The organism is Pseudorhodoferax sp. Leaf267 (assembly GCF_001422405.1).
In the GTDB taxonomy this organism is placed as follows: Bacteria; Pseudomonadota; Gammaproteobacteria; order Burkholderiales; family Burkholderiaceae_C; genus Pseudorhodoferax.
In genome coordinates this window covers 160,871-186,497 of sequence record NZ_LMMV01000001.1, presented here as the reverse complement: position 1 = coordinate 186,497, position 25,627 = coordinate 160,871, and the positions used below count along the sequence as shown (strand labels likewise).

23 protein-coding genes are annotated in these 25,627 nt (G+C 66.5%); 2 read left to right on the top strand and 21 right to left on the bottom strand.

Annotated elements, in window-relative coordinates:
- Positions 1 to 18: 18 nt before the first annotated feature.
- The 7 genes from ASF43_RS00890 to ASF43_RS00860 all read right to left on the bottom strand — a co-directional run bounded on the left by ASF43_RS00890 (position 19) and on the right by ASF43_RS00860 (position 7,999).
- Entirely contained in the window at positions 19 to 1,212 is a 1,194-nt protein-coding gene (locus ASF43_RS00890; RefSeq protein ID WP_056175394.1) for an ABC transporter substrate-binding protein, read from the bottom strand.
- Positions 1,213 to 1,249: 37 nt separating this feature from the next.
- The gene (locus ASF43_RS00885) at positions 1,250 to 1,960 is read right to left on the bottom strand and encodes an ABC transporter ATP-binding protein (protein ID WP_056175391.1); all 711 of its coding nucleotides are present in this window, start codon (positions 1,958 to 1,960) and stop codon (positions 1,250 to 1,252) included.
- Positions 1,961 to 2,049: 89 nt separating this feature from the next.
- Positions 2,050 to 2,820 carry an ABC transporter ATP-binding protein gene (locus ASF43_RS00880; protein WP_056175387.1) on the bottom strand — a complete coding sequence of 257 codons (771 nt, stop codon included), beginning with the start codon at positions 2,818 to 2,820 and terminating at the stop codon, positions 2,050 to 2,052.
- Between the two features lie 214 nt (positions 2,821 to 3,034).
- On the bottom strand, positions 3,035 to 4,600 hold the full coding sequence (locus tag ASF43_RS00875) for a DHA2 family efflux MFS transporter permease subunit (protein ID WP_056175383.1): 1,566 nt from the start codon (positions 4,598 to 4,600) through the stop codon (positions 3,035 to 3,037).
- Positions 4,601 to 4,631: 31 nt separating this feature from the next.
- Positions 4,632 to 5,975, bottom strand: a complete 1,344-nt coding sequence (locus ASF43_RS00870; protein WP_056175381.1) for an efflux RND transporter periplasmic adaptor subunit — start codon at positions 5,973 to 5,975, stop codon at positions 4,632 to 4,634.
- Positions 5,976 to 6,014: 39 nt separating this feature from the next.
- Entirely contained in the window at positions 6,015 to 7,481 is a 1,467-nt protein-coding gene (locus ASF43_RS00865) for an efflux transporter outer membrane subunit (protein WP_056175377.1), read from the bottom strand.
- Positions 7,478 to 7,999 (bottom strand): MarR family winged helix-turn-helix transcriptional regulator, encoded by a 522-nt coding sequence (locus ASF43_RS00860; protein ID WP_056175374.1) that lies wholly within the window; start codon positions 7,997 to 7,999, stop codon positions 7,478 to 7,480. Before ASF43_RS00860 ends, ASF43_RS00865 begins: the two co-directional genes overlap by 4 nt.
- An 89-nt stretch (positions 8,000 to 8,088) precedes the next feature.
- Between ASF43_RS00860 and ASF43_RS00855 the strand changes: the two genes are divergently transcribed.
- Together ASF43_RS00855 and ASF43_RS00850 are read left to right on the top strand one after the other, a co-directional pair.
- Entirely contained in the window at positions 8,089 to 9,888 is a 1,800-nt protein-coding gene (locus ASF43_RS00855) for an ABC transporter transmembrane domain-containing protein (RefSeq protein WP_056175370.1), read from the top strand.
- A 124-nt stretch (positions 9,889 to 10,012) separates the two neighbouring features.
- Positions 10,013 to 11,320, top strand: a complete 1,308-nt coding sequence (locus tag ASF43_RS00850; RefSeq protein ID WP_056175367.1) for a Glu/Leu/Phe/Val dehydrogenase — start codon at positions 10,013 to 10,015, stop codon at positions 11,318 to 11,320.
- A 7-nt stretch (positions 11,321 to 11,327) separates the two neighbouring features.
- On the opposite strand, the gene ASF43_RS00845 is transcribed toward ASF43_RS00850, so the two are convergent.
- From ASF43_RS00845 to ASF43_RS00780, 14 genes are read right to left on the bottom strand one after another with little or no spacing between them, the layout of a single operon-like run.
- Entirely contained in the window at positions 11,328 to 11,780 is a 453-nt protein-coding gene (locus ASF43_RS00845; RefSeq protein WP_056175363.1) for a DUF1178 family protein, read from the bottom strand.
- Between the two features lie 8 nt (positions 11,781 to 11,788).
- Positions 11,789 to 12,385 carry an NUDIX domain-containing protein gene (locus ASF43_RS00840; protein ID WP_056175360.1) on the bottom strand — a complete coding sequence of 199 codons (597 nt, stop codon included), beginning with the start codon at positions 12,383 to 12,385 and terminating at the stop codon, positions 11,789 to 11,791.
- Between the two features lies 1 nt (position 12,386).
- The gene (locus tag ASF43_RS00835; RefSeq protein ID WP_056175357.1) at positions 12,387 to 12,689 is read right to left on the bottom strand and encodes a DUF2818 family protein; all 303 of its coding nucleotides are present in this window, start codon (positions 12,687 to 12,689) and stop codon (positions 12,387 to 12,389) included.
- A 4-nt stretch (positions 12,690 to 12,693) separates the two neighbouring features.
- A complete protein-coding gene (gene nuoN / locus ASF43_RS00830) occupies positions 12,694 to 14,178 on the bottom strand; it encodes an NADH-quinone oxidoreductase subunit NuoN (protein WP_056175354.1) in 1,485 nt (494 codons plus the stop codon).
- 30 nt (positions 14,179 to 14,208) lie between these two features.
- On the bottom strand, positions 14,209 to 15,684 hold the full coding sequence (locus ASF43_RS00825; protein WP_056175351.1) for an NADH-quinone oxidoreductase subunit M: 1,476 nt from the start codon (positions 15,682 to 15,684) through the stop codon (positions 14,209 to 14,211).
- Between the two features lie 18 nt (positions 15,685 to 15,702).
- The gene (gene nuoL, locus ASF43_RS00820; RefSeq protein WP_082497530.1) at positions 15,703 to 17,733 is read right to left on the bottom strand and encodes an NADH-quinone oxidoreductase subunit L; all 2,031 of its coding nucleotides are present in this window, start codon (positions 17,731 to 17,733) and stop codon (positions 15,703 to 15,705) included.
- A gap of 10 nt (positions 17,734 to 17,743) precedes the next feature.
- A complete protein-coding gene (nuoK, locus tag ASF43_RS00815) occupies positions 17,744 to 18,052 on the bottom strand; it encodes an NADH-quinone oxidoreductase subunit NuoK (protein ID WP_056175349.1) in 309 nt (102 codons plus the stop codon).
- Positions 18,049 to 18,702: an NADH-quinone oxidoreductase subunit J gene (locus tag ASF43_RS00810; RefSeq protein ID WP_056175346.1), complete on the bottom strand. Its 654-nt coding sequence runs from the start codon at positions 18,700 to 18,702 to the stop codon at positions 18,049 to 18,051. The genes nuoK and ASF43_RS00810 overlap by 4 nt, the downstream gene beginning before the upstream one ends.
- A 27-nt stretch (positions 18,703 to 18,729) precedes the next feature.
- Positions 18,730 to 19,239 (bottom strand): NADH-quinone oxidoreductase subunit NuoI, encoded by a 510-nt coding sequence (gene nuoI / locus ASF43_RS00805; RefSeq protein ID WP_056175344.1) that lies wholly within the window; start codon positions 19,237 to 19,239, stop codon positions 18,730 to 18,732.
- A gap of 14 nt (positions 19,240 to 19,253) precedes the next feature.
- Positions 19,254 to 20,330: an NADH-quinone oxidoreductase subunit NuoH gene (nuoH, locus tag ASF43_RS00800; protein ID WP_056175341.1), complete on the bottom strand. Its 1,077-nt coding sequence runs from the start codon at positions 20,328 to 20,330 to the stop codon at positions 19,254 to 19,256.
- The gene (nuoG, locus tag ASF43_RS00795) at positions 20,327 to 22,471 is read right to left on the bottom strand and encodes an NADH-quinone oxidoreductase subunit NuoG (RefSeq protein WP_056175338.1); all 2,145 of its coding nucleotides are present in this window, start codon (positions 22,469 to 22,471) and stop codon (positions 20,327 to 20,329) included. Before nuoG ends, nuoH begins: the two co-directional genes overlap by 4 nt.
- 16 nt (positions 22,472 to 22,487) lie before the next feature.
- The gene (gene nuoF / locus ASF43_RS00790; protein ID WP_056175335.1) at positions 22,488 to 23,837 is read right to left on the bottom strand and encodes an NADH-quinone oxidoreductase subunit NuoF; all 1,350 of its coding nucleotides are present in this window, start codon (positions 23,835 to 23,837) and stop codon (positions 22,488 to 22,490) included.
- Positions 23,837 to 24,376 carry an NAD(P)H-dependent oxidoreductase subunit E gene (nuoE, locus tag ASF43_RS00785; protein WP_056175332.1) on the bottom strand — a complete coding sequence of 180 codons (540 nt, stop codon included), beginning with the start codon at positions 24,374 to 24,376 and terminating at the stop codon, positions 23,837 to 23,839. Before nuoE ends, nuoF begins: the two co-directional genes overlap by 1 nt.
- Positions 24,373 to 25,626, bottom strand: coding sequence for an NADH-quinone oxidoreductase subunit D (locus ASF43_RS00780; protein ID WP_056175330.1), 1,254 nt, complete (start codon positions 25,624 to 25,626; stop codon positions 24,373 to 24,375). Before ASF43_RS00780 ends, nuoE begins: the two co-directional genes overlap by 4 nt.
- Position 25,627: the final 1 nt, after the last annotated feature.

Here is a 25,627-nt window from a genome sequence, read left to right as displayed (position 1 = left end):
TCTTGAATCAGGCGCGTGCTACTTCCACAGCGCGCACTTGCTCTCGGCCTTGGTGGTGAAGACCTGGTCGCCTGGCAGGGTCTTGACGACCTTCAGGTAGTCCCAGGGCTTGGTGGAGTCCTTCTGGGCCTTGACCTCGACCAGGTACATGTCGTGCACGTAGCGGCCATCGGCGCGGATCTGGCCCTTGCCGAAGAAGTCGTCGATCTTCATGCTCTTGAGCTGGGCCATGACCTTGTCGGCGTCGGTGGTCTTGGCGGCTTCGACGGCCTTCAGGTAGGTCATGGTGGCCGAGTAGTCGGCGGCCTGCACGTCGGTGGGCATGCGCTTGGTCTTGTCGAAGAACTGCTTGGAGAAGGCACGCGTCTTGTCGTTCAGGTCCCAGTACCAGCTGGTGGTGTGCAGCAGGCCTTCGGTGTTGCGCAGGCCCAGACTGTGAATGTCGGACAGGAAGACCAGCAGGCCGGCTGTCTTCATGGTTTTGTTGATGCCGAACTCGCGCGCGGCCTTGATCGAGTTGATGGTGTCGCCACCGGCGTTGGCCAGGCCCAGGATCTGCGCCTTGGAGTTCTGGGCCTGCAGCAGGAAGGACGAGAAGTCCGATGCGTTCAGCGGCGTGCGCACGGCGCCGACCACGGTGCCGCCCTTTTCCTTGATGACGCGGCTGGTGTCAGCCTCGAGCGCGTGGCCGAAGGCATAGTCGGCCGTCAGGAAGAACCAGCTCTTGCCGCCGGCATCGACCACTGCAGCGCCAGTGCCCTTGGCCAGCGCGACCGTGTCGTAGGCGTAGTGCACGGTGTAGGGCGTGCACTGGTCGTTGGTCAATGCCGAGGTGGCCGCGCCGTTGTTGAAGTAGACGCGCTTCTTCTCCTGCGCCACCTTGGCCATGGCCAGCGCGGTGCCGGAATTCGTGCCGCCGAACACCATGGTCACGCCAGCCGTGTCGATCCACTCGCGGGCCTTGCTGGCGGCGATGTCGGCCTTGTTCTGGTGGTCCGCGCTCATGAGCTCGATGGGCTGGCCCAGCGCCTTCCCGCCGAAGTCGTCGATGGCCATCTGGATCGCGAGCGCGCCGTTCTTGCCCTCGACGTCGGCGTACAGGCTGGACATGTCGGTGATCAGGCCGATCTTGACCTTCTCCTGGGCGGTGGCCTGCGTGGCGAAACCTGCGGCAGCCAGCATCAGGGCGAGCGTGGTCAGTTGACGTGTCATGGAGGACTCCTGGGGGGTTGCGGTCAAGGGAAAGGCGTCAGACGCCCAGCAGCTCGTTGAGCACCGGCATCTTCTGTTCGAGTTCTGCGGCCGCGAAGTGCTCGACCATGCGGCCGTGCTCCATCACGTAGAAGCGGTCGGCCAGCGGCGCGGCGAAGCGGAAGTTCTGCTCCACCATCACGATGGTGTAGCCCTTGCCGCGCAGCATGGTGATCATGCGGGCCAGTGCCTGCACGATGACCGGCGCCAGGCCTTCGGAGATCTCGTCGAGCAGCAGCAGCTTGGCGCCGGTGCGCAGGATGCGGGCGACGGCCAGCATCTGCTGCTCGCCGCCCGACAGGCGCGTGCCCTGGCTGTTGCGGCGCTCGGCGAGGTTGGGGAACATCGTGTAGATCTCGTCGATCGACATGCCGGCGCCCATGCCTTTGAGCGCGGGCGGCAGCAGCAGGTTTTCCTCGCACGAGAGGCTGGCGAAGATGCCACGCTCTTCGGGGCAATAGCCCACGCCCAGGTGCGCGATGCGGTGCGTGGCCATGCCCACCGTTTCGGTGCCGTTGATGCGCACCGAGCCTTCGCGGCGGCCCGTGAGGCCGAGCACGGCGCGCATGGTGGTGGTGCGGCCGGCGCCGTTGCGGCCCAGCAGCGTGACGACCTCGCCGGGCTGCACGACCATGTCGACACCGTGCAGCACATGCGATTCGCCGTACCAGGCTTGCAGGCCCTTGATTTCGAGTGCGGGGGTAGCCATCAATGTGCCTCCCGCCGGGCCGCCCCAAGGGAGGCACGCGCCCCCTCGGGGGGCAGCGAACTACACGAAGTGAGGAGCGTGGGGGTCATTCAATGCGCTCCCTGCAACTGACCGTCGGTCGTGCCCATGTAGGCCTCCATGACCTGGCGGTTGCGCGAGACCTCGGCGTACGGCCCTTCGGCCAGCACGGCGCCGCGCTGCAGCACGGTGATGGTGTCGGCGATGGTGGAGACCACGCCCATGTTGTGTTCGACCATCAGGATGGTGCGGCCTTGCGAGACCTTCTTGATGAGTTGCGCGACGCGGTCCACGTCCTCGTGGCCCATGCCCTGCGTGGGCTCGTCCAGCAGCATGAGCTCGGGCTCCATGGCCAGCGTGGTGGCGATCTCCAGCGCGCGCTTGCGGCCGTAGGGCAGGTTCACGGTGATCTCGTGCGCCACGTCGGTCAGGCCCACCTGGTCCAGCAGCGCGAGTGCGCGCTCGTTCAGGCTCTCCAGCGTGCGCTCGCTCTTCCAGAAGTGGTAGGACACGCCGAGCTTGCGCTGCAGCCCCAGCCGCACGTTCTCCATGAGGCTCAGGTGCGGGAACACCGCGGAGATCTGGAACGAGCGGATCACGCCGCGCCGCGCGATCTGCGCCGGCCGCTCGCGCGTGATGTCGTGGCCGTTGAAGGTGATCGTGCCCGTGGTGGGCTCGAGGAACTTGGTCAGCAGGTTGAAGCAGGTGGTCTTGCCTGCGCCGTTGGGGCCGATCAGTGCGTGGATCGTGCCGCGCTGCACCGCCAGGTTGACCTTGCTGACGGCCGTGAAGCCTTTGAACTCTTTGGTGAGGTCACTGGTTTGCAGAATGATGTCCGCCAATTTGTCCGCGCCTTCCGCATCCAGCCGTTGGGTTCAAGCACCGCCGGGTGGCGGTACGCTGCGGCGAATGTACGGTTGCGGATGGGGCGCAACCACTAGTGATTACGCCTATGCTGCACTGCGAAATTGCCTCATTTTCAGGCAACCTGCGCAGGCACTGTCGCCCCGCGGGCAAGCTTGACGTGAAACTGACGGAAAGCCCTGACCAGGCCCGTCAATGCGCGCCGGCCGCCGCGTCCGCAGCCCCTGCCGCGGGGGCCTGCGGCCGCGTCAGCCAGACCAGCGGAATCAACAGCATGAACAGCGCCGCGGACGCATAGAACACGTCGTTGGCAGCGAGCATGAAGGCCTGCTGGTCCACGAGGCGGTTGATCTGCGCCAGCGCCTGCTCGGCCGTCATGCCAGCGGCCTGGTAAACCTGTAGTGCGCTTTGCGTGGCGGCGCTGCCGAACTGCACGGACTCGGACAACTGTGCATGGTGCAGCGCGGCCCGGCTCTCCCACACCGTGGTTGCGATCGACGTGCCCATGGCACCGGCCGTGATGCGCGCGAAGTTCGACAGGCCCGAGGCAGCGGGGATGCGCTCGGGCGCGATGCCCGACAGCGTGATCGTGGTCAGCGGGATGAAGAAGAACGCCATCGCCAGGCCCTGCACCAGCGTGGGGATCAGGATGGTCAGCATGTCGGCCTGCGTGCTGAAGTGCGAGCGCATCCACAGCACCAGCCCGAACACCAGAAACGCGAACGTGACGTAGCGGCGCGGGTCCACCTTGGTGATGGTCTTGCCGACGATGGGCGAGAAGATCAGCGCCAGCAGGCCAACGGGCGCCGTGACCATGCCGGCGTCTGTGGCGGTGTAGCCCATGAACTGCTGCAGCCACAGCGGCATCAGCACCACGTTGCCGAAGAACAGGCCGTAGGCCACCGAGGTGGCAAGCGTGCCGGTCCAGAAATTGCGGCGCTTGAACAGCGTGAGGTCGACGACCGGGTGCTTCTCGGTCAGCTCCCAGACCAGGAATACGGCGAACGCGATGACGAAGACCACGGCCAGGCCGACGATCAGGCTAGAGTGGAACCAGTCGTGCTCCTTGCCCAGGTCCAGCATCATCTGCAGCGAGCCGATCCACACCACCAGCAGCGCCAGGCCCATGGCGTCGATCGGCAGCTTGCGCACCACGCTCTCGCGGCTGGCGTAGATGCGCCAGGCGCCGAACGCGGCCAGCAGGCCCACGGGGATGTTGATGTAGAAGATCCAGGGCCACGAGATGTTGTCGGTGATCCAGCCGCCGAGCAGCGGCCCCATGACGGGCGCGACCAGCGTGGTCATCGCCCACATGGCCATGGCCGTGCCGGCCAGCGCGCGCGGGTAGCTGGCCAGCAGCAGCGACTGCGACAGCGGGATCATCGGCCCGGCCACGAAGCCCTGCAGCGCGCGCAGCGCGATCAGCGTGGACATGCTGGGCGCCAGGCCGCACAGCCAGGACGCGAGCACGAACAGCAGCACGCTGCCCACGAACAACCTGACCTGGCCGAAGCGCTGCGACAGCCAGCCCGTGAGCGGCACGGCGATGGCGTTGGCCACGGCGAAGCTGGTGATGACCCAGGTGCCCTGGTTGGGGCTGACGCCCAGGTCGCCGGCGATGGCAGGCAGCGACACGTTGGCGATCGACGTGTCCAGCACGTTCATGAAGGTCGCGGCCGACAGCGCGATCGTGCCCCAGGTGCGGGCCGCGCCCTCGAGCGGGGCCGGCGCGACGTAGGGCGTGGCAGGGGAAGACATGCGCGAAGCTCAGTGGCGGGTCAGTGCGAAATCAATGCAGCTGCGCGGTCTGCGTGGCGCTGTGCGCCTGCGCCAGCGGCACCGAGGCCGCGGACGCCGCCGCCGCCGGCACGCGTGCCGCGTTGCGGCCCACGTTGGCCGCGATCACGCGGCGCACCTGGGCGTCGGCCCCGCTTTCGTCGGAGGCGTAGACCGCCGTGGCAGACAGCGGCGCGCTGCGTGGCGCGTCGGCCAGCGACTTGCCCTCCTTGTGCGTCACGTCCACCGTCACGTCCATCGACAGGCCCACGCGCAGCGGGTTGCTGCCGAGCTGGTCGGCGTCCAGCGCCACGCGCACGGGCACGCGCTGCACCACCTTGATCCAGTTGCCGGTGGCGTTTTGCGCGGGCAGCAGCGCGAAGGCCGCGCCCGTGCCCACGCCCAGGCCGGCGACATGGCCCTTGTATTCGACCTTCTTGCCGTAGACGTCGGCCGTCAGGTGCACGGGCTGGCCGATGCGGATGTTGCGCAGCTGCACTTCCTTGAAGTTGGCGTCGACCCAGACCTGGCTCAGCGGCACGACGGACATCATGGGCGTGCCGGCGGCCACGCGCTGGCCCAGCTGCACGGTGCGGCGCGCGATGTAGCCGTCGACCGGCGCCGGCAAGGTCGCGCGCTGGGTGGCGAGGTAGGCCTCGCGCACCTTGGCCGCGGCGGCCTGCACGCTGGGGTGCTGCTCGATGCTCGTGCCATCGGTCATGGCCTGGTTGCTGGAGAGCTGCTCCTTGGCGGCCGACACGCCGGCCTGGGCTGCGACGACGCCGGCCTGGGCCGCGGCCAGCGCGCTCTTGGCGTTGGCCAGCGTGGTCTGCGCGTGGTTGAGTTCCTCACGCGACACGGCGCCGTTGCCGGACAAGGCCTGGCGCCGGTTCAGGTCGTCGTTGGCGCGCGCCACCTCGCTCTGCGTGCGGCCGATCTCGGTGCGCGCGCGCACCACGTCGGCATCGCGCAGCGCGACCTGGGCCGCCAGCGTGCCGTTGTTGGCGTACAGCGTGCGCACCTGGCGCACGGCCTGCGCGAGGTTGGCCTCGGCCTGCTCCAGCGCCACGCGCGCATCGGCCGGGTCGAGCTTGACCAGCGGCTGGCCGGCCTTCACGAAGTCGGTGTCGTCGGCCAGGATGGCCATGACCGTGCCGCCGATCTGCGGCGTGATCTGGATCACGTTGCCCTGCACGTAGGCGTTGTCGGTGTTCTCGTAGTGGCTGGCGACCAGCCATTCGTAGGCGGCCAGGCCCAGGCCGCCGACGACGACCACGGCGGCGATCGCCGTGAGAGCTTTCCTGCGCTTGGGCGATGCGGTTTCGGGGGCGGGGGTGGGTGCGGTTTCGGTGCTCATGGCGTGACTCGGTTCGGTGACGGGTGTGATCGGTGGGGCTCAACGGCCCAGGCTGGCGAACGGCGCGGCGTCGGCCACGGCGCCGCCGCCCAATGCACGCGCGAGCTGCGCCTGCACGTCGAGCGCGCGGGCTGCCAGATCGACCTGCTGGCGGCGCTGCGTCAGCACGAAGGACTCGGCGCTCAGCACGTTCAGGTAGTTGCCCAGGCCCGCGCGATAGCGCTGCACGGCGATGTCGTAAGCGCCCTCGGCCGCCTCTTGCGCGGCGCGCTGCTCGCGCTGCTGCGCGGTGATGGCCTGGGCGGATGCGAGCTGGTCGGCGACCTCGCGCACGGCGTCGACGACCGCGGCGTTGTAGCTCTCGACGGCCGCGTCGAGGTCGGCCGTCCTGACCTGCAGGTTGGCGCGCAGGCGGCCGGCGTCGAAGATCGGCAGGCGCAATGCTGGGCCGATGCCCCACTGCAGGCTGCCGGCTTGCAGCAGGTTGGACAGCCCGATGCTGGACAGGCCGGCGAACGCGTTCAGGTTGATGTTGGGATAGAACTGCGCGCGCGCCGAGCGCACGTCCTGGCCCGATGCCTCGACACGCCAGCGCGCGGCCAGCACATCGGCACGGCGGCCCAGCAGGTCGGCCGGCAACACCTGGGGCAAGGCCGGCGCACGCAGCGCGGCCAGCGTGGGCGCGCCCAGGTCCAGCTCGGCCAACGGGCGCGCGACGAGCGCGGCCAGCGCGTTGCGGGCCAGTGCCATCTGCTCGCGCAGGGCTTCGATCTGCTGGCGCGTCTCGGGCAGGCCGCCTTCGGCCTGGCGCAGCTCCAGCCGGGTGTCCAGGCCGGCGTCCACGCGGTCGCGCACCAGGCGCAGTTGCTCGTCGCGCTGGGCCAGCGCGCGCTCGGCTACCGTCAGCTGGTCCTGCAGGCGGCTGAGCTGCAGCCAGTTGCGCACGACCTGGCTGGCCAGCAAGGTGCGGGCGGCCTGCACGTCGGCCTCGGCCGCGCGCACGCTGCCGATGGCCGCCTCGAGCGCCGCGCGGTTCTTGCCGAAGAAATCGATCTCCCAGCTGCTGGACAGCTGCAGCGTGCCGGTCTCGCGCACGGAGCCGGCCAACGGCGCGGGCACGGCACCGTTCTCGGTGTAGCGCTGGCGCGTCAGGTCGGCCCCGAAGCCCAGCTGCGGCAACAGGGCTGCGTCGGCCACCTCGCTCACGGCGTTGGCGCGCGACAAGCGGGCCTGGGCCAGGCGCAGGTTGGGGCTGCCCGCCAGGGCCTGGTCGACGAGGCGGTCGAGCCGCGCATCGCCGAACGCGCGCCACCAGTCTGGCGCGACGGCGGGCTGGGCATCGACCGTGGCCACGACGCCGAGTGAGGCGGCCTCGCGCAGGCTGGATTGCGGCGCGATGCCGGCCGGGTTGGCGCAGGCCGTCAGCAGCAGCGCGGCGCCAGCGGCGACGGCTGCGGCGGCTGCGGCGCCCAGGCGGCGCATGGGGATCTTCGAACCGTTGTTCATGATTTCTTTTCGGCACAGCCAAGCGGCTGCGCGTTGTCGAGGATGCGGCCGAGGAAGCTCTTGAGCAGCAACCACTCGTCGCGCTCGAAGCCGGCCAGGTAGGCGTTCTGCACGCGGCTCAGCGCGCCCGGGATCTGCTCGGCCACTTCGCGGCCCTGCGGTGTCAGCGCCAGGTTCACGACCCGGCGGTCTTCGGACGAGCGCTCGCGGCGGCACAGGCCCTTGGCCTCCAGCCGGTCGAGCAGGCGCGTCATCGAACCCGCATCCATCTCGCACTGGCGCGCCAATTCGGCCACCGTGGCGCCAGCGTTCACATGCATCTTGAACAGCGGAATCCACTGCGCATGCGTCAGGCCGGTGGAGGCCAATTCGCGCTCTACCGCCGCGGCCACGGCCGAAAGAATGCGCCGCATCAGATAGCCCACGCTGTCGGCCGGGTTGTAGTCCTCGGCCGAGTAAAACGTGGCTGGCGGCGCGCCGCAATTCGGGCGGTTGGCAGTGGCAATGCTCTCGTTCATGGGGCGCAATTTAATTGTCTAGGCAAATATTGTCAAGTCTTTGATTGCGCAGGCAAACGCCTGCGAGAGCCCCACTACACTCTCGGCCCATGTCTTCCTCCGTTTCTCCGGCCGAGCCTGCCAAGGGCTCGCCGCAATCGCTGCGCGGGCTGTTGCCGTTCCTGCGGCCCTACCGCGGGCGCATCGCGCTGGCAGTGCTTTTCCTCGTGTTGGCGGCCGCCGCGACGCTGGCGTTCCCGCTGGCGCTGCGCAGCCTCATCGACAACGGGCTGATCCGCGGCGACGCGAACATGGACGCCGGCTCGCGGCTGATGCAATTGCGCACGCACTTCTTCGAGCTGTTCGCCGTGGCGGCGGCGCTGGGCCTGTTCTCGGCCGGGCGCTTCTATGTCGTGAGCTGGCTCGGCGAGCGCGTGACGGCCGACCTGCGCAACGCGGTCTACGCCCATGTCGTGCAGCAAAGCCCCGAGTTCTTCGAGACCACGCAGACCGGCGAGGTGCTGTCGCGGCTGACGGGCGACACAACGCTGGTGCAGACGGTGGTCGGCTCCTCGCTGAGCATGGGCCTGCGCAACCTGGTCATGGGCGTGGGCGCGCTGGGCATGCTGGTCTGGACGAACCCGTATGTGATGACGCAGGTGCTGGGCATCCTGGTGCTGGTGGTGCTGCCCAGCGTCTGGTTCGGCCGGCGCGTGCGCAAGCTGTCGCGTGCGAGCCAGGACCGCGTGGCCGATTCGAGTGCCATCGCCGCCGAGGTGCTCAATGCCATCCCGGTCGTGCAGAGCTACGCGGCCGAGGGCCGCGAGGCGACGCGCTTCTCGGCCTCGACGCAGAGCGCCTTCCACACCGCCGTGCGGCGCACCAAGGCGCGCGCGGTGCTGGTGGCCTTCATCATCATCGCGACCTCGGCCGCGCTGCTGTGGGGCCTCTTTCAGGGCACGCAGGCCGTCATGCGCGGCGACATCACGGCGGGCCACCTGAGCCAGACCATCGTCTACGTGATCATCCTGGCCAGCGCCACCGCCGTGCTGGGCGAGATCTACGGCGACCTGCTGCGCGCCGCCGGTGCCAGCGAGCGGCTCATGGAGCTGCTGCACAACCGCTCGCCCATCAGCTCGCCGGCGCAACCCGTGCAGGCGCCTGCGCGCACGGCGGGCAGCCGCGTGCAGATCCAGGCGCTGGGCTTCCACTATCCCTCGCGGCCCGGGCAGGCCGCGCTGAGCGACTTCAGCCTGGACGTGGCGCCGGGCGAGACCGTGGCGCTGGTGGGCGCCAGCGGCGCCGGCAAGAGCACGGTGTTCCAGCTGCTGCTGCGCTTTTACGACCAGGGGAGCGGGCAGATCCTGCTGGACGGCGTGCCCACGCGCGACCTGGCGCTGGCCGACCTGCGCGAGCGCATCGGCCTGGTGCCGCAGGACCCGGTGCTGTTCTCCACCAGCGCGCGCGAGAACATCCGCTACGGCCGGCCCGAGGCCAGCGATGCCGAGGTCGAGGCCGCCGCGCGCGCCGCGTTCGCGCACGACTTCATCAGCGCCCTGCCCCAGGGCTATGACAGCTTCCTGGGCGAGCGCGGCGTGCGCCTGTCGGGCGGCCAGCGCCAGCGCATCGCGATCGCGCGCGCCATGCTCAAGAACGCACCGCTGCTGCTGCTGGATGAAGCCACGAGCGCGCTGGACGCCGAGAGCGAACGCATGGTGCAGGCGGCCCTCGAATCGGCCATGCAGGGCCGCACCACGCTGGTCATCGCACACCGGCTGGCCACCGTGCAGCAGGCCGACCGCATCGTCGTGCTGGAGCAGGGCCGCATCGTCGAGCAAGGCACGCACGCAGCACTGGTAGCGGCGGGTGGGACTTACGCGCGGCTGGCTGCGATGCAGTTCACGCAGTAGTACACACGGCACTTTGGTGCGTTATGCCTTATGTGCATAGACCGCACCTGAGCCCTCGGCAGGCTTGGACAAGCGGGGGTGGGCACCTCTAAGCTCGGCGCACCTCAACAACAGGAGCCCAGACATGTCTGCCCCTTCGTCGCTTCCCGCGCCCACCGCCCACCCCCTGCCCTCGTACCTGCAGGCTGACCATCTCGGCCCCTGGGGCATCTTCCTGCAGCAAGTCGACCGGGTCGAGCCTTACCTGGGCAACCTGGCGCGCTGGGTGGAGACGCTCAAGCGCCCCAAGCGCATCCTGGTCGTGGACGTGCCGATCCACATGGACGACGGCCGCGTCGCCCACTTCGAGGGCTACCGCGTGCAGCACAACACCTCGCGCGGCCCGGGCAAGGGCGGCGTGCGCTTCCACCAGGACGTGACGCTGTCCGAAGTCATGGCGCTCTCGGCCTGGATGTCGATCAAGAACGCGGCCGTGAACGTGCCCTACGGCGGTGCCAAGGGCGGCATCCGCGTGGACCCCAAGACGCTGTCGCGCGGTGAGCTGGAGCGCATGACGCGCCGCTACACCAGCGAGATCGGCATCATCATCGGCCCGAACAAGGACATCCCGGCACCGGACGTCAACACCAACGAGCAGATCATGGCCTGGATGATGGACACCTACTCCATGAACCAGGGCGCGACCGCGACGGGCGTGGTCACCGGCAAGCCGGTGGACCTGGGCGGCTCGCTGGGCCGGCGCGAGGCCACGGGCCGCGGCGTGTTCACGGTGGGCGCGGAAGCGGCGCGCAACATCGGGCTGGACATCTCCACGGCGCGCGTCGCCGTGCAGGGCTTCGGCAACGTGGGCGGCGTGGCTGGCAAGCTGTTTGCCGAAGCCGGCGCCCGCGTGGTGGCGGTGCAGGACCACGGTGGCGCCATCTACCGCGAAGCCGGGCTGGACGTGCCCTCGCTGCTCAAGCACGTGGTCGAGAAGGGCACCGTCGCAGGCTTCGAGCATGCCGAAGTCATGGACGCCGAGAAGTTCTGGGACGTGCCCTGCGACATCATGATCCCCGCCGCGCTGGAGCAGCAGATCACGAAGGCCAATGCGCACCGCATCCAGGCCCGCATGGTGATCGAGGGCGCAAACGGCCCGACCACGCCCGAGGCGGACGACATCCTGCACGAGCGCAATGTTCTGGTGCTGCCCGACGTGATCGCCAATGCCGGTGGCGTGACGGTCAGCTATTTCGAGTGGGTGCAGGACTTCTCGTCGTTCTTCTGGGACGAGGACGAGATCAACAAGCGCCTGGTGCGCGTGATGCAGCAGGCCTTCGCCGGTGTCTGGCAGGTGGCCGAGCAACACAAGGTCAGCCTGCGCACCGCCACCTTCATCGTGGCCTGCCAGCGCATCCTGCACACGCGCGAACTGCGCGGCCTGTACCCCTGAGATCGGCTTACTGGATAGGGCCCTTCAGGGCCTTGGGGATTGGAAGAGGCATCACCGCGATGCCCTCTTCCAGCAGAGCCTCGGTTTCCTCACGCGAGGCCTGGCCGCGGATGTTGCGCTCGTCCGCTTCGCCGTAATGGATGCGACGGGCCTCTTCGGCGAATTGGCCGCCCACGTCTTCGGTGTTGGCCATGACATGGCGCACCATCTTCATCCAGGCGGCCTGCAGTTGCGTGTCGTTCGGCACGCTCGCGACTTCGCGCGTCGCCGTGGCCGGCTTGGCCTCGGGCGCGGCGCCCAGGTTCAGACGCGGGGCGGACAGCTTCTTCACCACCGTCACGTCGCCGCACATCGGGCACTCCACGAGGCCACGTGCCAGTTGCGACTGGAAGTCGTCTTCCGAACCGAACCAGCCTTCGAAGCTGTGGCCATGGGCGCACGCCAGATCCAGGACTTTCATGGCACGGATTATCCGGCTGCAGTGGGATCCGGGTTTGGCTGCCAGTTCAATGCCCAGTCGCCGGAGCGCAGATTCTGCAGCCACAGCGCGGCGCTCAGCGTCTTGGCGTCGGTGACGGTGCCGTCGCGGCACCAGCGCAGCAGATCGTCCACGCTGGCGCTGAAGACCTCCAGGAACTCGCCTTCGTCCAGCTGGCGCTGCTGCAGCGTGAGCCCGCGCGCGAACCAGATCTCGATGAATTCGGTGGAGTACGAGATGACGGGGTGCAGCACACCGGCACGCGCCCACTCGCGGGCCGTGTAGCCGGTCTCTTCGAGCAGCTCGCGCCGGCCGCAGGTCCAGGTGTCCTCGCCGGCATCGAGCTTGCCGGCCGGGAACTCGACCATCACGCGGCCCATGGGGTGGCGGTACTGGCGCTCCAGCACCAGGCGGCCATCGTCCAGCAGCGGCACGACCATGACGGCGCCGGGGTGCACCACGTATTCGCGCGTGTCACTGCCGCCATCGGGCAGGCGCACGGTGTCGCGCAGCACGTGTAGGAAGCGGCCGTGCAGCAGTTCCTCGCGGTGCGTCGTGTGTTCGATGAGGTCGCGGTCGGAGTTCATCTCAATGCCTGTGCTTGACGAGATAGCGCCAGACGAAACCCGGGAACGCCAGCGTGACGAACAGCGCCGCCGTGATCGCGTAGAACTCCCAGCCCTGCGGCGCGATGCGCCCCAGGTTGCGCTCCAGCAGCAGGCCCAGGCCACCCACGAGGAAGTAATACAGCACCAGTTCCAGCAGCCGCAGCCCCAGCGACTTGGGCGCCGCGAGCCGGATGAACAGGACCAGACGCTGGGTCAGGAACGGCAGGTTGGCAGCGACCACCGCTGCCAGGATCACCAGCCAGACCGCCGCCGTTGGCGCCACGCGCTCAGGTGCCCAGCGTCAGCACGATGGCCTGTGCGCACAAGGCCATCAGACCGCCGGGAACGATGCCGAGCAGCAGCACCAGCGCCCCGTTGACCGACAGCACGGCGCGCACGTCCAGCGGTGCCGAGACCGTCGTGGCCGTGATCGGCGCGTCGAAGTACATGACCTTGACCACGCGCAGGTAGTAGAAGGCACCGATCAGCGACATCACGACCGCGAACACGGCCAGCGCCACATACAGGGCCTCGCCGGATGCCACGAGCGCCTGCAGCACCGACAGCTTGGCGTAGAAGCCGACCATGGGCGGAATGCCGGCCAGCGAGAACATGCAGATGCCCATGACAGCCGCGTACAACGGGCTGCGCTGGTTCAAGCCAGCCAGGTCGGTGACTTCGTCGCTTTCGAAGCCTTCGCGCGCCAGCAGCAGCAGCACGCCGAAGCTGGCCAACGTGGTCAGCACATAGGTCACGACATAGAACATGGCCGAGCTGTAGGCGTTGGCGGCCGACAGCGTGTTGCCGTTCACGACACCCGACAGCAGGCCCAGCAGCACGAAGCCCATCTGCGAGATCGTGGAATAGGCCAGCATGCGCTTGAGGTTGCTCTGCACGATGGCGGCCAGGTTGCCGATCAGCAGCGAGGCGATGGCCAGGACGGCAAGCATCTGCTGCCAGTCGAACGCCAGCGGCAGCAGGCCCTCGACCAGCAGGCGGATGACGATCGCGAACGCAGCCAGCTTGGGTGCGCCGGCGATCATCAGCGTGATGGCCGTAGGCGCGCCGTGGTAGACGTCGGGCACCCACATGTGGAACGGCACGACGCCGAGCTTGAAGGCCAGGCCGGCGACGATGAACACCAGGCCGAACACCAACACCTGGTGCTTGACCTGCCCCGAAGCGGCCGCCTCGAAGACCTGCGTCAGGTCCAGCGAGCCGGTTGCGCCGTACAGCATGGACAGGCCGTACAGCAGGAAGCCCGAGGCCAGCGCGCCGAGTACGAAATACTTCATGGCTGCCTCGCTCGCCACCGCGTTGTCGCGGCGCAGCGCGACCAGCGCGTAGCTGGACAGCGTCAGCAACTCCAGCCCCATGTAGATCACGAGGAAGTTGTTGCCCGAGATCATGACCGACATGCCCAGCAGAGCGAACATGGACAGCGTGAACAGCTCGCCGCCGCGCAGCATGCCGCGGTCGCCCGAATACGGGCGCGCGTAGACCAGGGTCACCATCACGGAGATGGTGGCGAAGCACTTGAGCCAGTTGCCCATGGGGTCGCTGACGACCATGTTGTTGAAGCCGTAGAGCGTGGTGTTGCCCGTGGCGTACAGGCCTTGCAGCACGGCGACGACGCCCAGCGACAGCAAGGTCAGCACATAGGTGCCGGTGCGGCGCGGGCTCTTGACCGACAGATCGACGAGCGCGATCACGCAGGCCATGACCAGCAGCACGACTTCGGGGTAGACGGTGATCCAGCTGACTTTGTCCATATCTTCTCGATATCTTCTCGTTGGGGCCGCTCAGTTCAGCTTGGATGCAGCGACATGCTTGAGCAGGTCGGCCACCGACACGTCCATCACATCGGTGAATGGCTTGGGATAGATGCCCATGGCCAGCACGGCGATCGCCAGCAAGGCCAGCATCAGGAATTCGCGACTGTTGATGTCTTGCAGCGCCTTCACGTCGTCGTTGGCCACCGGGCCCAGGTAGACGCGCTTGAACATCCACAGCGTGTAGGCCGCGCCGAAGATCAGCGCCGTGGCGGCCGCACCGCCGAGCCAGAAGTTGGCCTTGACCGCGCCCAGGATCACCATCCACTCGCCGACGAAACCGGCCGTGCCCGGCAGGCCGCAGTTGGCCATCGCGAAGAGCAGCGCGAAGGCCGCGAACTTGGGCATGGTGTTGACCACGCCGCCGTAGCTGGCGATCTCACGCGAGTGCACGCGGTCGTACAGCACGCCGATGCACAGGAACATGGCGCCGGACACGAAGCCGTGCGCGATCATCTGCACCAGGCCGCCCGACACGCCCAGGTCGTTGAAGATGAAGAAGCCCAGGGTCACGAAACCCATGTGGGCCACCGACGAATAGGCCACCAGCTTCTTCATGTCCTGCTGCACCATGGCGACCAGGCCCACGTAGATCACGGCGATCAGCGACAGCGCGATCATGAGCCAGGCCCATTCGCGCGCGGCATCGGGCGCGATCGGCATGGAAAAGCGCAGGAAGCCATAGGCGCCCAGCTTCAGCATGATGGCGGCCAGCACGGCCGAGCCACCGGTAGGGGCCTCGACGTGCACGTCGGGCAACCAGGTGTGCACCGGCCACATCGGCACCTTGACCGCGAACGCCGCGAAGAACGCGAAGAACAGCAGGGTCTGCGCCGTGCCGGACAGCGGCAGCTTGTGCCAGGTCTGGATGTCGAAGCTGCCGCCCGAGTGCACGTACAGGTAGATCAGGCCGATCAGCAGCAGCAGCGAGCCCAGCAGCGTGTACAGGAAGAATTTGAAGGCCGCATAGATCTTGTTGGGCCCGCCCCAGATGCCGATGATCAGGTACATCGGGATCAGCGTGGCCTCGAAGAACACGTAGAACAGCAGGCCGTCCAGCGCCGAGAACACGCCGATCATGAGGCCCGACAGGATCAGGAATGCGCCCATGTACTGGTTCACGCGGGAGGTGATGGCCTCCCAGCCGGCGATCACCACGATGACCGTGATGAAGGCCGTCAGCAGCACGAACCACAGCGAGATGCCATCCACGCCCAGGTGATAGTTCACGTTGAAGCGGTCGATCCAGGCCGCCTTCTCGACGAACTGCATGGCAGAGGTATCGATCGCAAAACCGCTGTACAGCGGCAGCGTGACCAGCAGGCTGACGACGGCACCGACCAGCGCGACCCAGCGCACCGCGCGGGCCTGCTCGTCGCGCCCCAGGGCCAACAGCACGACACCGAAGAAGATCGGCGTCCAGATGGCAAGGCTCAACAATCCCATTTTTCTTCTTCTCCCGACCTACTTGTTGAACCAGACGAAATACGTCATCAGCGCAAACACGCCCATGATCATGACCAGCGCGTAGTGGTAGATGAAGCCGCTCTGCAGGCGGCGCACCACGCCGGCGACCCAACCCACGAGCTTCCACGAACCGTTGACGACGGCGCCGTCGATGATGGCCTGGTCGCCACCCTTCCACAGCCCGAAGCCCAGGCCGCGCGCGCCTTTGGCCAGCACGTTTTCGTTGAACCAATCCAGGTAGTACTTGTTCTCCAGCAGCGTGTAGATCGGCATGCACGCGCGCTTGATGGCGGCCGGCAATGCCGGGTTGACCATGTACATGTAGTAGGACAGCGCGACACCGGCCAGGGCCAGCCAGAACGGTGCGGTCTGCAGGCCGTGCAAGGCCATGGCGACCGGGCCGTGGAACTCCTCGGCCAGCTCGGCCATCGCCGGGTGCAGCGTGCCGTTCACGAAGATCGCGTCCTTGAAGAAGTCGCCGAACAGCATCGGCCCGATCGTCAGGTAGCCGATCACGACAGACGGAATGGCCAGCAGCACCAGCGGGGCCGTCACCACCCAGGGCGATTCGTGCGGCTTGTGGTCATGGCCGTGGCCATGGTCGTCATGCCCGTGGTGGTCGTCGTGGTGCGCGTCCGGGTTCTGGTCGAAGCGCTCCTTGCCGTGGAACACCAGGAAGTACATGCGAAACGAGTAGAACGCCGTGACGAACACGCCGGCCATGACCGCGAACTGCGCAAAGCCTGCACCCGGCAGGTTGCTGGCGTGCGTGGCGATGATGATGCTGTCCTTGGAATAGAAGCCCGAGAACAGCGGCGTGCCGATCAGCGCCAGCGAGCCCAGCAGCGAGGTGATCCAGGTGATGGGCATGTACTTGCGCATGCCGCCCATCCAGCGGATGTCCTGGTTGTGGTGCGCACCCATGATGACCGAGCCGGCGCCGAGGAACAGCAGCGCCTTGAAGAACGCGTGCGTCATCAGGTGGAAGACAGCGACCGAGTAGGCGGAGGCACCCAGCGCGACTGTCATATAGCCCAGCTGCGACAGCGTGGAGTACGCGACCACGCGCTTGATGTCGTTCTGGATGATGCCCAGGAAGCCCATGAACAGGGCCGTGATGGCGCCGATCACGAGGATGAAGTTCAGCGCCGTGTCGGACAGCTCGAACAGCGGCGACATGCGCGCGACCATGAAGATGCCAGCCGTCACCATGGTGGCGGCGTGGATCAGCGCGGAGATCGGCGTGGGGCCTTCCATGGAGTCCGGCAGCCAGACATGCAGCGGGAACTGGGCCGACTTGCCCATGGCGCCGATGAACAGGCAGATGCAGATGACGGTGATCAGCATCCAGTCCGTGCCCGGAAAACCAAGCTTGGACAGCTCGCCGGCCTTGCCGAACACTTCGGTGTAGTTCATCGTACCGGCATAGGCCGCGATCAGGCCAATGCCCAGGATGAAGCCGAAGTCGCCGACCCGGTTGACCAGGAAGGCTTTCATGTTCGCGAAGATCGCCGTCGGCCGGTTGAACCAGAAGCCGATCAGCAGATAGGACACCAGGCCCACGGCTTCCCAGCCGAAGAACAGCTGGAGCATGTTGTTGCTCATCACGAGCATCAGCATGGAGAAGGTGAACAGCGAGATGTAGGCGAAGAAGCGGTTGTAGCCGTCGTCCTCTTCCATGTAGCCGATGGTGTAAATATGGACCATCAGCGACACGAAGGTCACGACGCACATCATCATGGCGGTGAGGCCATCGACCAGGAAGCCGATCTCCATCTTGAGGTTGCCGACCACCATCCAGGTGTAGAGCGTCTCGTTGAAGCGCGCGCCATCGAGTGCCACGCTCTTGAGCGTCATCGCCGAGATGATGAAGGCGACCAGCACGCCCAGGATGGTCAGGGAATGGCTTGCGCGGCGGCCGATCCGGTTGCCGCCGAACGCGGTGCCCAGAATGCCGGCCAGCACGGATCCGACGAGCGGCGCCAGCGGCACCGCCAACAGGGTGGAGGCTGAGAGGGTTTGGCTCATGTTCTTGGTCTCAGCCCTTGAGCGTGTTGAGTTCGTCCACGTTGATGCTGGAGCGGTTGCGGAACAGCAGCACCAGGATGGCCAGCCCGATGGCCGACTCGGCTGCAGCAACAGTCAGGATGAAAAACACGAAGATCTGGCCGTGCATGTCGTTCAGGTAGTACGAGAACGCGACGAAGTTCATGTTGACCGCCAGCAGCATCAGTTCGATGGCCATCAGCAGCACGATCAGGTTCTTGCGGTTCAAAAAGATGCCGATCACCGACAGCGCGAACAGCATCGCGCCCAGCGACAGGAAATGTCCAAGACTGAGCGTCATGCCTTCTTCTCCTCGGCCACGGGCGCCGGTGCGGGTGCCGGTCGTGTGGGATCCATCTTCACGACCGAGAAACGGTCGCCTGCGCGCACGTGGACCTGGTCCTCGGGGCGCACGTTGCGGGTGTCCTTGCGGCCGCGCAGCGTGAGCGCGATCGCCGCGATCATGGCCACCAACAGGATGCAGGCCGCGATCTGGACGGGGTAGAGGTATTCGGTGTAGAGCAGGATGCCCAGCGCCTTGGTGTTGGACACCTGCGCGGCGGCGCTGGTGGCGGCACCGGCCAGGTTGCGCGATTCCTCGGTGACGCGGAAGCCGCCCATCAGCACGGCCGCCATCTCCAGCGCGACCAGCGCGCCGATGGTCGCAGCCAGCGGGAAGTGCTTCCAGAAGCCCTGCCGCAGTCCTTCGACGTCGACGTCCAGCATCATCACGACGAACAGGAACAGCACGAGCACCGCTCCCAGATACACCAGCACCAGCACGATGGCCAGGAACTCGGCCTGCAGGATCAGCCAGATCGCAGAAGCCTGCGAAAACGCCAGGATCAGGTACAGCACCGCATGCACCGGATTGCGCGCTGTGATCACCCGGAAGGCTGCGAACAGCAGCACGAGCGAAAACAGATAGAAAAAGCCAGTCTTGACGTCCATGGAATTTTTTTAAGTCGAACTGGCCGCTCAGCGGTAGGGGGCGTCGGCCGCCTTGGCAGCTGCGATTTCTTTTTCGTAGCGGTCACCGACGGCCAACAGCATGTCCTTGGTGAAGTACAGGTCGCCGCGCTTCTCGCCGTGGTACTCGAGGATGTGGGTCTCGACGATGGAATCGACCGGGCAGCTCTCTTCGCAGAAACCGCAGAAGATGCATTTGGTCAGGTCGATGTCGTAGCGCGTGGTGCGGCGCGAGCCGTCTTCGCGCACGTCGGACTCGATCGTGATCGCCATTGCCGGGCAAACGGCCTCGCACAGCTTGCAGGCGATGCAGCGCTCCTCGCCGTTCTCGTAGCGGCGCAGCGCATGCAGGCCGCGAAAGCGTGGCGACAGCGGAGTCTTCTCCTCGGGGAACTGGACCGTGATCTTGCGCTTGAACGCGTAGCGGCCCGTCAGGACCATGCCCTTGAACAGCTCCGTGAGCATGAAGCTCTTGAGGAAGTCCTTGACCGAGAAAGTGGAGGCAGTTGCGGTTGTCATCGATGGTTCTCCGCTCATTTCCAGATGTTCCAGGGCGTCTGCATCCAGCCCCCGACCACCAGCAGCCAGATCAGGGTGACCGGAATGAAGATCTTCCAGCCCAGGCGCATGATCTGGTCATAGCGGAAGCGCGGGAAGGTGCCGCGGATCCAGATGAACAGCGAGACCACGAAGAAGGTCTTGATGCCCAGCCAGATCCAGCCCGGGATGAAGTCGAGCAAGCCGATCGGCGACAGCCAGCCGCCCAGGAACATGAGCGTGGCCAGGATGGAGATCAGCCACATGCTGGCGTACTCGGCCAGGAAGAAGATGGCAAAGCCCATGCCCGAGTACTCGACCATGTGGCCGGCCACGATCTCGGCCTCGCCTTCGACCACGTCGAACGGGTGGCGGTTGGTCTCAGCCACGCCAGAGATCAGGTAGACCACGAAGATGGGCAGCAGCGGCAACCAGTTCCAGGACAGGAAGCCCAGGCCGGCGTTCGCGCCCATGCCCTTGGCCTGCGCAGCGACGATTTCGCCCAGGTGCAGGCTGCCCGACACCATGATCACGACCACCAGGCAAAAGCCCATGGCGATTTCGTAGCTGACCATCTGCGCCGAGGCCCGCAGCGCGCCCAGGAAGGCGTATTTGGAGTTCGATGCCCAGCCCGCGATGATCACGCCGTAGACCTCGATCGAGGTGATGGCCATGATCAGCAGCAGGCCGGCGTTCACGTTGGCGATGACCGCCTCCGGGCCAAACGGCACGGCCACCCAAGCGGCCAGCGCCGGCATGATGGCCATGATGGGGCCGAGCCGGAACAGGCCGGAACTGGCGGCCGAGGGGTTGATCAACTCCTTGGTCAGCAGCTTCAGCGCATCGGCGATCGGCTGCAGCAGGCCCATGGGGCCGACGCGGTTGGGGCCGTGGCGCACCTGGATGAAGCCCAGGAATTTGCGCTCCCACAGCGTCAGGTAGGCGACCGCGCCCATCAGCGGCGCGAGCACGCAGATGATCTTGATCAGACTCCAGAGCACGGGCCAGGCGCCCGTGGACCACCAGCTGGCACCGACCAGGCCTTGGCCAAAGCCGTAAATCGTGTCGATCATGCTGTGGCCGCTCCCATGGCCTGCCGCGCATCCGCGGTCATCTGCAAGGACGTGGCGCGGCGCACCAGGCCGTCGAGCTGGTAGATGCTGGCCACCGCCGGCGTGCCAGCGGCAGCACTCGACGCGATGGCCGCGCGCGTCGCATTGGACAGGCGCTCGGCCGGCACGCGCACCTGGCCGTCGGACTCCGACAGTCCCAGCGAGCGCAGCACGTCCTGCGAGGATTCGAACTCGAAGCCCGGCAGGCCCAGCAGGTTGGCCAGCACGCGCAGCACCTTCCAGCCAGGACGCGTTTCGCCCAGCGGACGCACGACGGCATGGAAACCCTGCACCCTGCCCTCTGCATTCACGAAGCTGCCCGACGTCTCGGTGAAGGGCGCGATCGGCAGCAGCACGTCGGAGAACTCCAGGTTGGCCTTGAACGGGCTCAGCGTGACGACCATCTCGGCCTTGTTCACGCCCTGCGCCGCCGAAGAGCCAGCGGCCGAGTCGAACACCGGCTCGTTGTTCAGCAATAGCACGGCCTTCAGGCCGCCGGCCAGCATCTGGGCCGCGGTCTGGCCACCCGCCTGGGGCTGCGCGCCGACGAACTGGGCACCGACCGTGTTCGCGGCTTCGCTCAGGTAGCCGAAACTGGCGCCGGTCTGCTCGGCGATCCACTGCGCCAGGGCCAGCAGGCTGGATGCGTTCGCATGGTGGGCCGCAGCATTGCCCAGCAGCACGGCCTTGCGTTCACCGGACAGCAGGGCCTTGGCCATGGCTTGCGCGGCTTCGTCGGCATCGCCGGACACGGGAGCCGCGACACCCTTTTCGGAGGCGATGGCCGCCGCCACGTTGGCCAGCGCCTGCACCCAGCCGGACGCATCGGTCTCCACCGAAGCAGCGATCGGCATGGCCCAGGCATCGGCCGATGCCAATTCATGGGCCGAACCCAGCACCGCGACCTTGCAGCCCTTGCGCGCCGCCTGCCGGATGCGCTGTGCGAACAGCGGATGGTCCTTGCGCAGGTTGGAGCCGATCACCAGCACGCGCTGCAGCGTGGACAGGCCGGCGATCGGCATGCCGAGCCAGCGCACGCCTTCGGTGGCAGCGAACTCGGTCTGGCGCAGGCGGTGATCGATGTTGTCGCTGCCCAGGCCGCGCACCAGCGAACCAGCCAGGGCCAGTTCTTCCAGGGTGCTGTGCGGGCTCGCCAGCACGCCGATGCTGGCAGCGCCATGCTGCGTCTTGATCTGCTTCAGGCCGTTCGCCACGTATTCCAGCGCGGTCTGCCAGTCCACGGTCTGCCATTGGCCGCCCTGCTTGAGCATGGGCTGGGTCAGGCGCTCGTCGCTGTTCAGGGCCTCGTACGAGAAGCGGTCGCGGTCGGCGATCCAGCATTCGTTGACGGCCTCGTTCTCCAGCGGCACCACGCGCATGACCTTGTGGTTCTTGACCTGCACGATCAGGTTGGCACCGGTGGAATCGTGCGGGCTGACGCTCTTGCGGCGCGACAGTTCCCAGGTGCGGGCGCTGTAGCGGAAGGGCTTGCTGGTCAGCGCGCCGACCGGGCAGATGTCGATCATGTTGCCCGACAGCTCGGAGTCCACCGTGTCGCCGACGATCGTCGTGATCTCGGAATGCTCGCCGCGGTGGATCATGCCCAGTTCCATCACGCCGGCCACTTCCTGGCCGAAGCGCACGCAGCGGGTGCAGTGGATGCAGCGGCTCATCTCTTCCATGGAGATCAGCGGGCCCACGTCCTTGTGGAACACCACGCGCTTTTCTTCCTGGTAGCGCGAGGCGGAACCGCCGTAGCCGACCGCCAGGTCCTGCAGCTGGCACTCACCACCCTGGTCGCAGATCGGGCAATCCAGCGGGTGGTTGATCAGCAGGAATTCCATGACGGACTTCTGCGCCTTGATGGCCTTGTCGCTCTTGGTGCGCACGATCATGCCCTGCGTGACCGGGGTCGCGCAGGCGGGCATGGGCTTGGGCGCCTTCTCGACCTCGACCAGGCACATGCGGCAATTGGCCGCGATGGACAACTTCTTGTGGTAGCAGAAGTGCGGGATGTAGGTGCCCGCCTTGTCGGCCGCATGCATGACCATGCTGCCTTCGGCGACCTCGACTTTCCTGCCGTCGACTTCGATTTCAACCATATCGGATGCTTCTCTTTCAGGCCTGCGCCGCCACGGCCGCAGTCTTGGGGATCATGGCTTCGAACTCGTGCCTGAAGTGCTTGATCATGGCGCGCACCGGCATCGCCGCCGCATCGCCCAGCGCACAGATGGTGCGGCCCTGGATGTTGTCGGCCAGCGAGTTCAACAGGTCCATGTCGCTGGACTTGCCTTGGCCGCGGTGCACCTTGTCGACCAGGCGCCAGAGCCAGCCCGTGCCTTCACGGCAGGGCGTGCACTGGCCGCAGGACTCGTGCATGTAGAAGTAGGACAGCCGCTTCAGAGACTCGACCATGCAGCGGCTGTCGTCCATCACGATGACGGCGCCCGAGCCCAGCATCGAGCCGGCCTTGGCGATGGAGTCGTAGTCCATCGTGCACTCGTTCATGATCGCGGCCGGCAGCACCGGCGAGGACGAACCGCCCGGGATCACGGCCTTCAGCGTGCGGCCCTTGCGCACGCCACCGGCAAGCTCCAGCAGCTTGGTGAACGGCGTGCCCATGGGGATCTCGAAGTTGCCCGGCATCTCGACGTCGCCCGAGACCGAGTAGATCTTGGTGCCGCCGTTGTTCGGCTTTCCGCATTCCAGATAGGCCTGGCCGCCATTGCGGATGATCCATGGCACCGCCGCGAAGGTCTCGGTGTTGTTGATCGTGGTCGGCTTGCCGTACAGGCCGAAGCTGGCCGGAAACGGCGGCTTGAAGCGCGGCTGGCCCTTCTTGCCTTCCAGCGATTCGAGCAGCGCCGTTTCTTCGCCGCAGATGTAGGCGCCGAAGCCGTGCGAGGCATGCAGCTGGAAGCTGAAGCCGCTGCCAAGAATCTTGTCGCCCAGGTAGCCAGCTGCGCGGGCCTCTTCGAGGGCCTCCTCGAAGCGCTCGTAGACCTGGAAGATCTCGCCGTGGATGTAGTTGTAGCCGACCGTGATGCCCATCGCGTAGGCCGCGATGATCATGCCCTCGATCACGATGTGCGGGTTGTACATCATGATGTCCCGGTCCTTGCAGGTGCCGGGCTCGCCCTCGTCCGAGTTGCAGACCAGGTACTTCTGGCCCGGGAACTGGCGGGGCATGAAGCTCCACTTCAGCCCACTCGGAAAGCCCGCGCCGCCGCGGCCGCGCAATGCCGACTCCTTGACGGTGGCGATGACTTGGTCCTGCGTCATCGCGTCAGCACCATCGATGCCGAGGATTTTCCTCAGTGCCTGGTAGCCGCCGCGCGCCTCGTAGTCCTTCAGGCGCCAGTTGCTGCCGTTCAGGTCCGCATAAATCTGCGGGCTGATGTGGCGGCCATGGAAGCAGGTCTGCACGCCAGTGGCGGCGAACTGCGATAGCACTTGATCGGCGTTCATCACTTGCCCTCCGATGTAGCTGCGGTACGCAGCCCGTCCACCAGCTGGTCGAGCTTCTCGTTGCTCATGAAGCTGCACATGGTGCGGTCGTTGACCAGCATCACCGGCGAATCGGCGCAAGCGCCCAGGCACTCGCTCTGCTGCAGCGTGAACAGGCCGTCGGCCGTGGTCTCGCCCATGGTGATGCCGAGCTTTTTCTCGAGGTGGTGCAGCGCGGTGTAACCGTCGCGCAACTGGCACGGCAGGTTGGTGCAGACGTTCAGCTTGAAGCGACCGACCGGCTGCTGGTTGTACATGTTGTAGAAGGTCGTGACCTCGTGCACGGCGATCGTCGGCATGCCCAGCAGCTCGCCGATGATCTTCTCGTGCTCGGGGTGCACGTAGCCGATCTGCTGTTGGGCGATCGACAGGCAGGCCATAACGGCAGAGGCTCGGCCCTCGTAGGGGAACTTGGCGATCTCACGCTGGAAACGGTCCAGCGTCTGCTGCGACAGTGCAGGTGCAGGCGCCGCGGTAGCGGAATGGGGAGCAGAGCTCATCGGTCGATCTCTCCGAACACGATGTCCAGCGTGCCGATCACGGCAACGGCGTCGGCGATCATGTGGCCGCGCGACATCTCGTCGAGCGCAGCCAGGTGCACAAAGCCCGGCGGACGGATCTTCAGGCGGTAGGGCTTGTTGGCGCCATCGCTGACGAGGTAGATGCCAAACTCGCCCTTGGGATGCTCGACGGCGGCATAGGCCTCGCCCTCGGGCACGTGGAAGCCTTCGGTGAAGAGCTTGAAGTGGTGGATCAGCTCCTCCATGTTCGCCTTCATGCCTTCACGCGAGGGTGCCGCCACCTTGTGGTTGTCGGTGATGACGGGACCGGGGTTCACGCGCAGCCAGTCCACGCATTGCTTGATGATGCGGTTGGACTGGGCCAGCTCTTCCATGCGGACCAGGTAGCGGTCGTAGCAGTCGCCGGTCTTGCCGACCGGGATGTCGAAGTCCACCTTGTCGTAGACGTCGTAAGGCTGCTTCTTGCGCAGGTCCCAGGCGATGCCGGAACCGCGCAACATGGGGCCCGTGAGGCCCAGGTTCAACGCGCGCTCGGGCGCCATGACACCGATGCCCACCGTGCGCTGCTTCCAGATGCGGTTGTCGGTCAGCAGCGTGTGGTACTCGCCCAGGTAGGTCGTGAAGCGCTTGGTGAAGTCGTCGATGAAGTCCAGCATGGACCCCTGACGGTTCTCGTTCATGCGCGCCAGCGCCTTGGCGTTCTTGATCTTGCTGACCGTGTATTGCGGCATGGTGTCGGGCAGGTCGCGGTACACGCCGCCCGGACGGAAATAGGCAGCGTGCATGCGCGCGCCGGACACGGCCTCGTACATGTCGAACAGGTCTTCGCGCTCGCGGAACGCGTAGATCAGGATGGTGGAACTGCCGCAGTCGTTGCCATGCGAGCCGAGCCACATCAAGTGGTTCAGCATGCGCGTGATCTCGGAGAACATCACGCGGATGTACTGCGCGCGCAAGGGCACTTCCAGGCCCAGCAGCTTCTCGATGGCCAGGCAGTACGCGTGCTCGTTGCACATCATGGACACGTAATCGAGACGGTCCATGTAGGGCAGCGACTGGATGAAGGTCTTGCTCTCGGCCAGCTTTTCGGTGGCACGGTGCAAGAGGCCGATGTGGGGGTCGGCGCGTTGCACGACCTCGCCGTCCAACTCCAGCACCAGGCGCAGCACGCCGTGCGCCGCCGGGTGCTGCGGGCCGAAATTCAGGGTGTAGTTCTTGATTTCTGCCATG

What these genes read in the sequence shown, in the direction of transcription:
- ASF43_RS00855 (WP_056175370.1), top strand. Translation starts at nt 8,089, where the DNA reads ATGTCTTCCTCCGTTTCTCCGGCCGAGCCTGCCAAGGGCTCGCCGCAA.
- ASF43_RS00780 (WP_056175330.1), bottom strand. Translation starts at nt 25,626, where the DNA reads ATGGCAGAAATCAAGAACTACACCCTGAATTTCGGCCCGCAGCACCCG.
- ASF43_RS00870 (WP_056175381.1), bottom strand. Translation starts at nt 5,975, where the DNA reads ATGAGCACCGAAACCGCACCCACCCCCGCCCCCGAAACCGCATCGCCC.
- nuoK (WP_056175349.1), bottom strand. Translation starts at nt 18,052, where the DNA reads ATGACGCTCAGTCTTGGACATTTCCTGTCGCTGGGCGCGATGCTGTTC.
- nuoH (WP_056175341.1), bottom strand. Translation starts at nt 20,330, where the DNA reads ATGATCGACACGATTTACGGCTTTGGCCAAGGCCTGGTCGGTGCCAGC.
- nuoN (WP_056175354.1), bottom strand. Translation starts at nt 14,178, where the DNA reads ATGGACAAAGTCAGCTGGATCACCGTCTACCCCGAAGTCGTGCTGCTG.
- nuoG (WP_056175338.1), bottom strand. Translation starts at nt 22,471, where the DNA reads ATGGTTGAAATCGAAGTCGACGGCAGGAAAGTCGAGGTCGCCGAAGGC.
- nuoF (WP_056175335.1), bottom strand. Translation starts at nt 23,837, where the DNA reads ATGAACGCCGATCAAGTGCTATCGCAGTTCGCCGCCACTGGCGTGCAG.
- nuoI (WP_056175344.1), bottom strand. Translation starts at nt 19,239, where the DNA reads ATGACAACCGCAACTGCCTCCACTTTCTCGGTCAAGGACTTCCTCAAG.
- ASF43_RS00860 (WP_056175374.1), bottom strand. Translation starts at nt 7,999, where the DNA reads ATGAACGAGAGCATTGCCACTGCCAACCGCCCGAATTGCGGCGCGCCG.
- ASF43_RS00825 (WP_056175351.1), bottom strand. Translation starts at nt 15,684, where the DNA reads ATGGGATTGTTGAGCCTTGCCATCTGGACGCCGATCTTCTTCGGTGTC.
- nuoL (WP_082497530.1), bottom strand. Translation starts at nt 17,733, where the DNA reads ATGAGCCAAACCCTCTCAGCCTCCACCCTGTTGGCGGTGCCGCTGGCG.
- ASF43_RS00890 (WP_056175394.1), bottom strand. Translation starts at nt 1,212, where the DNA reads ATGACACGTCAACTGACCACGCTCGCCCTGATGCTGGCTGCCGCAGGT.
- ASF43_RS00810 (WP_056175346.1), bottom strand. Translation starts at nt 18,702, where the DNA reads ATGGACGTCAAGACTGGCTTTTTCTATCTGTTTTCGCTCGTGCTGCTG.
- ASF43_RS00885 (WP_056175391.1), bottom strand. Translation starts at nt 1,960, where the DNA reads ATGGCTACCCCCGCACTCGAAATCAAGGGCCTGCAAGCCTGGTACGGC.
- ASF43_RS00850 (WP_056175367.1), top strand. Translation starts at nt 10,013, where the DNA reads ATGTCTGCCCCTTCGTCGCTTCCCGCGCCCACCGCCCACCCCCTGCCC.
- ASF43_RS00840 (WP_056175360.1), bottom strand. Translation starts at nt 12,385, where the DNA reads ATGAACTCCGACCGCGACCTCATCGAACACACGACGCACCGCGAGGAA.
- ASF43_RS00865 (WP_056175377.1), bottom strand. Translation starts at nt 7,481, where the DNA reads ATGAACAACGGTTCGAAGATCCCCATGCGCCGCCTGGGCGCCGCAGCC.
- ASF43_RS00845 (WP_056175363.1), bottom strand. Translation starts at nt 11,780, where the DNA reads ATGAAAGTCCTGGATCTGGCGTGCGCCCATGGCCACAGCTTCGAAGGC.
- nuoE (WP_056175332.1), bottom strand. Translation starts at nt 24,376, where the DNA reads ATGAGCTCTGCTCCCCATTCCGCTACCGCGGCGCCTGCACCTGCACTG.
- ASF43_RS00875 (WP_056175383.1), bottom strand. Translation starts at nt 4,600, where the DNA reads ATGTCTTCCCCTGCCACGCCCTACGTCGCGCCGGCCCCGCTCGAGGGC.